Annotated in this window: 7 protein-coding genes; 4 read left to right on the top strand and 3 right to left on the bottom strand. The window is 66.9% G+C overall.

Features of this window, described 5'->3' with window-relative positions; all coding sequences use genetic code 11:
• The first annotated feature begins 277 nt into the window (after positions 1–277).
• Positions 278–838 (top strand): DJ-1/PfpI family protein, encoded by a 561-nt coding sequence (locus VFG33_RS28705; protein WP_325056097.1) that lies wholly within the window; start codon positions 278–280, stop codon positions 836–838.
• On the opposite strand, the gene VFG33_RS28700 is transcribed toward VFG33_RS28705, so the two are convergent.
• Positions 835–1248, bottom strand: a complete 414-nt coding sequence (locus VFG33_RS28700; protein WP_325056096.1) for a GNAT family N-acetyltransferase — start codon at positions 1246–1248, stop codon at positions 835–837. The genes VFG33_RS28705 and VFG33_RS28700 overlap by 4 nt on opposite strands.
• Before the next feature lie 140 nt (positions 1249–1388).
• Here VFG33_RS28700 and VFG33_RS28695 point away from each other — a divergent pair, with 140 nt between their 5' ends.
• A complete protein-coding gene (locus VFG33_RS28695; protein WP_325056095.1) occupies positions 1389–2099 on the top strand; it encodes a class E sortase in 711 nt (236 codons plus the stop codon).
• Here the strand turns inward: VFG33_RS28695 and VFG33_RS28690 are convergent, their stop codons facing one another.
• Positions 2100–2522: a hypothetical protein gene (locus VFG33_RS28690; protein ID WP_325056094.1), complete on the bottom strand. Its 423-nt coding sequence runs from the start codon at positions 2520–2522 to the stop codon at positions 2100–2102.
• Positions 2523–2584: 62 nt separating this feature from the next.
• A complete protein-coding gene (locus VFG33_RS28685) occupies positions 2585–3319 on the bottom strand; it encodes an SAM-dependent methyltransferase (protein WP_325056093.1) in 735 nt (244 codons plus the stop codon).
• 194 nt (positions 3320–3513) lie between these two features.
• Between VFG33_RS28685 and VFG33_RS28680 the strand changes: the two genes are divergently transcribed.
• The gene (locus VFG33_RS28680; RefSeq protein ID WP_325056092.1) at positions 3514–3849 is read left to right on the top strand and encodes a GNAT family N-acetyltransferase; all 336 of its coding nucleotides are present in this window, start codon (positions 3514–3516) and stop codon (positions 3847–3849) included.
• Positions 3842–4039: NUDIX hydrolase (locus tag VFG33_RS28675; protein WP_325056091.1), on the top strand; the 198-nt coding region annotated here is incomplete at its 3' end. The genes VFG33_RS28680 and VFG33_RS28675, both read left to right, overlap by 8 nt.

Raw genomic sequence — 4039 nt, 5'->3', positions numbered from 1 at the left:
CACAGCCGCCACCCGCACACGCTCGCTCACGCCGACACCTTGGCATATCTCCCCAACCACCTGGCGTACCGAACGACAGGAGGTGGTCGGCCGACCTGCCCAACCAGCCGAGGCGGCCCCGCTCACCACCACGTCTTGCAGGCCTGGTCCGGCGACCACCTCCTGTCGTTCGGTACGCCAGCCGGCCACGGCGGGGTAGGGGGTGCGGTGGTCTTGACCGGCGGTGGTGGGCGGCGGAGGGTGGCGGGGAAGGCTGGCTGCGAAAGGGATGAGGGCGATGGCGAAGGTATTGATCATCACTGGGGATGCGGCGGAGACGCTGGAGGTGTTCTACCCGTACCAGCGGCTGCTGGAGGAGGGGTACGAGGTGGACCTGGCGGCTCCGACGGCGAAGAAGCTGCAGTTCGTGGTGCACGACTTCGTGGACGGGTTCGACACGTACACCGAGAAAGCGGGCCACACCTGGCAGGCCGATCTCGCCTTCGCCGACGTGAAGCCCGAGGACTACGTGGCGCTGGTGATCCCCGGCGGACGCGCCCCGGAGTACATCCGGAATGACGCGGACTGCCAGCGGATCGTGCAGCACTTCTACGGCGAGGCGAAGCCCGTCGCCCAGCTCTGCCACGGACCGCTCGTCGCCGCTGCGGCCGGAGTACTGAACGGCCGCAAGACCTCGGCCTACCCGGCCCTGGCGCTCGACATCCGGGCCGCGGGTGGGGAATGGGTCGACGGCGACGCGGTAGTCGACGGCAACGTCGTCTCCGGCCGCGCCTGGCCTGACCACCCCGGCTGGATGCGCGCCTTCATGACAGTCCTCAAGGAGCACGCACCCGCCTAGTTTGGTGGAACGCGCCACTGGTAGGCGAGTCCCTCCGGATCCTCCCGTGGCGAGCCGCGGAAGGTGAAGCCGCAACGGGTCGCTAGTCGCTGCGAGGCGGTGTTGTCCTTCGACGTGATGATGGTCGCGGTCCGTACACGCTGCGTGCTGATCAGGTAGAGCTGTAGCAGTCGTAGCGCTTCGGTTCCTGTTCCCAGTCGGCGCTCGGAGTCTGTGAAGAGGTGGTAGGCGATCAGCGCCTCACGCTCGGCCAGGGCGAGGTCGTGCAGGAGGATCTGTCCGACAAGGTGCGAGTTGCGGTAGACGCCGAAGTACAGGATCGAGCTCTCAGCCTCCGCGCGGTCGATCCAGCGCATGGAGCCGACTGCGACTGCGTCCGCGGCTGCAGCCCGCACCTGTTCGGGTCTCACGCGACCAAGCTGGACTTCTCCGCTGCCCAGGAGGGGGCCGTCATAGATCACGAAACCCGAGTGTTCAGCTTCGAGCACGCCTTGGCCAGCTGATTTCGCTCTGATGGTTTGGTTTTGGTTGGCGAGCTACCTTTTCGAGCATGGTGGGGCGGTTGGTTGTGATGGTCCTGCTGGCGGGCGCGCTCGCCGGCTGTTCGGACGTTGCCGAGAATCTTGCTGATACGCCGTCTGCCTCCACGCCGAGCGCGACTCCGGAGGCGACGGTTAAACCGAGTGCCAAGCCGGTGCCCAGTACTTCGGTGCCCAGTACGCCGGTGCCGACGTCGCCGCGGGTGCCGGTGGGGACGGCGGTCGAGATGGGGATCCCGGCGATCGGCGTCAGTGGGCTAGGGGTTGTCGCCTATACCGGTACTGCGGACGATCGGCCGGGCACCGATGTTCAGGATCGCGGGGTGGCTGCTTCTCCGCGGGGGCCGAAGGGCGGGGTCGGGCCTGGCGACGTGGGGAACTTCATCGTCACGGCGCACCGGACCACTCATGGGCGACCGTTCGGGAGGGTGCCTGAACTGCAGAACGGCGACCACATTCTCGTCACGGCCGGCGGGTTCGTGTACGACTACCAGGTGGTCCAGACGATGACGATCTCGTTCCGCCAGCCCGCAGAGATCGCTCAGCAGAACGCGGCCGTGCCGGGTCGGCTGGGCGTGGTTCCGACCCGCGCGATGATCACGCTCTCCACCTGCCGGACGCCGGAGGACCACGCGGAGGGCAACTTCTGGAAGGACGAGCTGAACAACCCGGAGCACCGGATCAACAAGATCGGCGTCCTGGTCGCGACCCGGCCCGCCTGATCAGGCGCGGCCGAACTTCCACCACTTGGGCTTGTTCGCCTTGATCTCGTCCTCGGTGAGCGGCGGCGGCACCGGCGGCCGCGACTCCTCGGTGAGGAAGTTGCCCGACTCAGTGTCGTACGGCGTGACGCCCAGCCGTTGACTGATCTCCATCACCAACGGGATCGAGCGCGGTCCGTCGTTCAGGTAGAACGTGATGTCCCGAACGTCGACCCCCTTGCCGATCGTCATCTCGACGTCGTACTCGTCACTGCGTAGCAGCAACCAGGATTTCTTGGTCGCATCCACGCCCGGCGCGACGCCGCGAACCACCTCGACCACGTGGTCCGCAGTACCGAGTGAAGGCGGTTCGTAGCCGTCCGGGATGTCTTCGAGACGACGTACGCCGCCTGGTCCGCGCATTGCGTAGATAGCCCAGCTCATGCCCCCAGCATTGCTCAGCGCAGGTCGACCGCGCACACCCGGGCTAGGGCGTGTCTGGTTTCTCAGCCCGGTTTACGCGCTGTGACGAGGGCGAACGTCAGATACTCGCCCTGGTCAGCCTCGAGCATCTCCAGGCTCGCATCGGGTTTGCCGTTGCGTTCAGAGCTCACCTGCGCCCAGGTGAGCCAGTCGCGCCAGCCGGACTCCTGCAGCCGGGCCGACGTGACCTCCACGAGCTCGGTGACCTCCCAGTGGAACCTCCACCAGTCGGCGGTGTGCCAGGCGATCGCCTCCCAGCCGACCACCTTCTTGATGTGCTCAGGGATGTACCCGAGGTCGCGGATCTCCGCCGTCATCGCGGGGGTGGCGATGCCGAGTTGACCGCCCGGTTTGAGGAAGCTGGTGAGGTAGGCGAGATAGCCGTCCGCAGTACCGAAGTACTCGTAAGCATCGATGCAGACGATCGCGTCGAAGAACTCTCGGGCGAACGGCAGCGCGTGCGCTTCGGCCTTGAGTGCGGTGACGTCGACGCCTTGCCGGGCGAAGGTCGCGGCGGCCTCGGTCGGGTCGACCCAGAGGTCCGCGGCCCAGACCCGTACGCCGTACTCCTTCGTCAGGAACACGCTCGTCGCACCCTTGCCCGAGCCGAGATCGAGGACCCGCATCCCGGGCTGGAGATCGAGATCCCTCGCGAGATCCTCGAGCAGCCACAACGGATGCGGCCCCATGTCGCAGTCGAGTAGCCACTCTGCGTCGTACTTCGAGGAGCGGGGGTACTCGTCGCGCGTCAGGTCCACGCGGCCAGCCAACCGCCGCGGTGTTGGGGCCGCAACCCAATTCCGTACTTCGCCTCGACAAGCCAGGGTGGTCCGTGCAGAGTTCTGCGCATGCGGGCGGAGCCGATCGACCTCGACGGGCTGCGGCTGGTCGAACGCTGGCTGGCGGCGGATCCGTCGGCGGCGCGATCTTCGGCGGGTTCTACGGCCAGGCTGTGAGCCGCTGGGCTCCGTTGCTCGAGGCATCGACCAGGCATGGCTGGATCACCGCGGACGACGAGGGACCGGTCGGTTTCATCGATCTCGAGATCCTTGACGGCGAGGTGGAGCTCGTCTACTACGTCGATCCTGCTCGCCGCGGCCAAGGTCTCGGAGTACCCACGGTCGCCCTGCTGGTAGAGCTTGCCGCAGGCAACGGTGCCAGGATCATCCACGCCGCGGTCGAGCCGACGAACCTCGCGAGCCTGGCCTGTCTGCGGGCGAGCGGGTTCGCCGATGTCGGCGTCAACGAGTTCGACGAGCTCGAACTGGCTCGTGCCGTACATGCCTGACTACGCCGGCGTACTCGCCTTCCGCGACGACCGGATCGCGCTGATCCGCGAACGGTATGAAGGGTGGGACGCCGAGCACTGGAACACCCCGTCGGGCGCGATCGAACCCGGAGAATCACCCGAGACCGCTGCCCTGCGCGAACTCCAGGAGGAGACGGGGTTGATCGCCCTGCCTCACCAACTGACCTTG

Origin of the sequence: Kribbella sp. (genome assembly GCF_035687465.1) — a bacterium.
Lineage (GTDB): Bacteria > Actinomycetota > Actinomycetes > Propionibacteriales > Kribbellaceae > Kribbella.
Note: the sequence above shows the minus strand (reverse complement) of the source record. Positions and strands in the feature narration are given on the sequence as shown.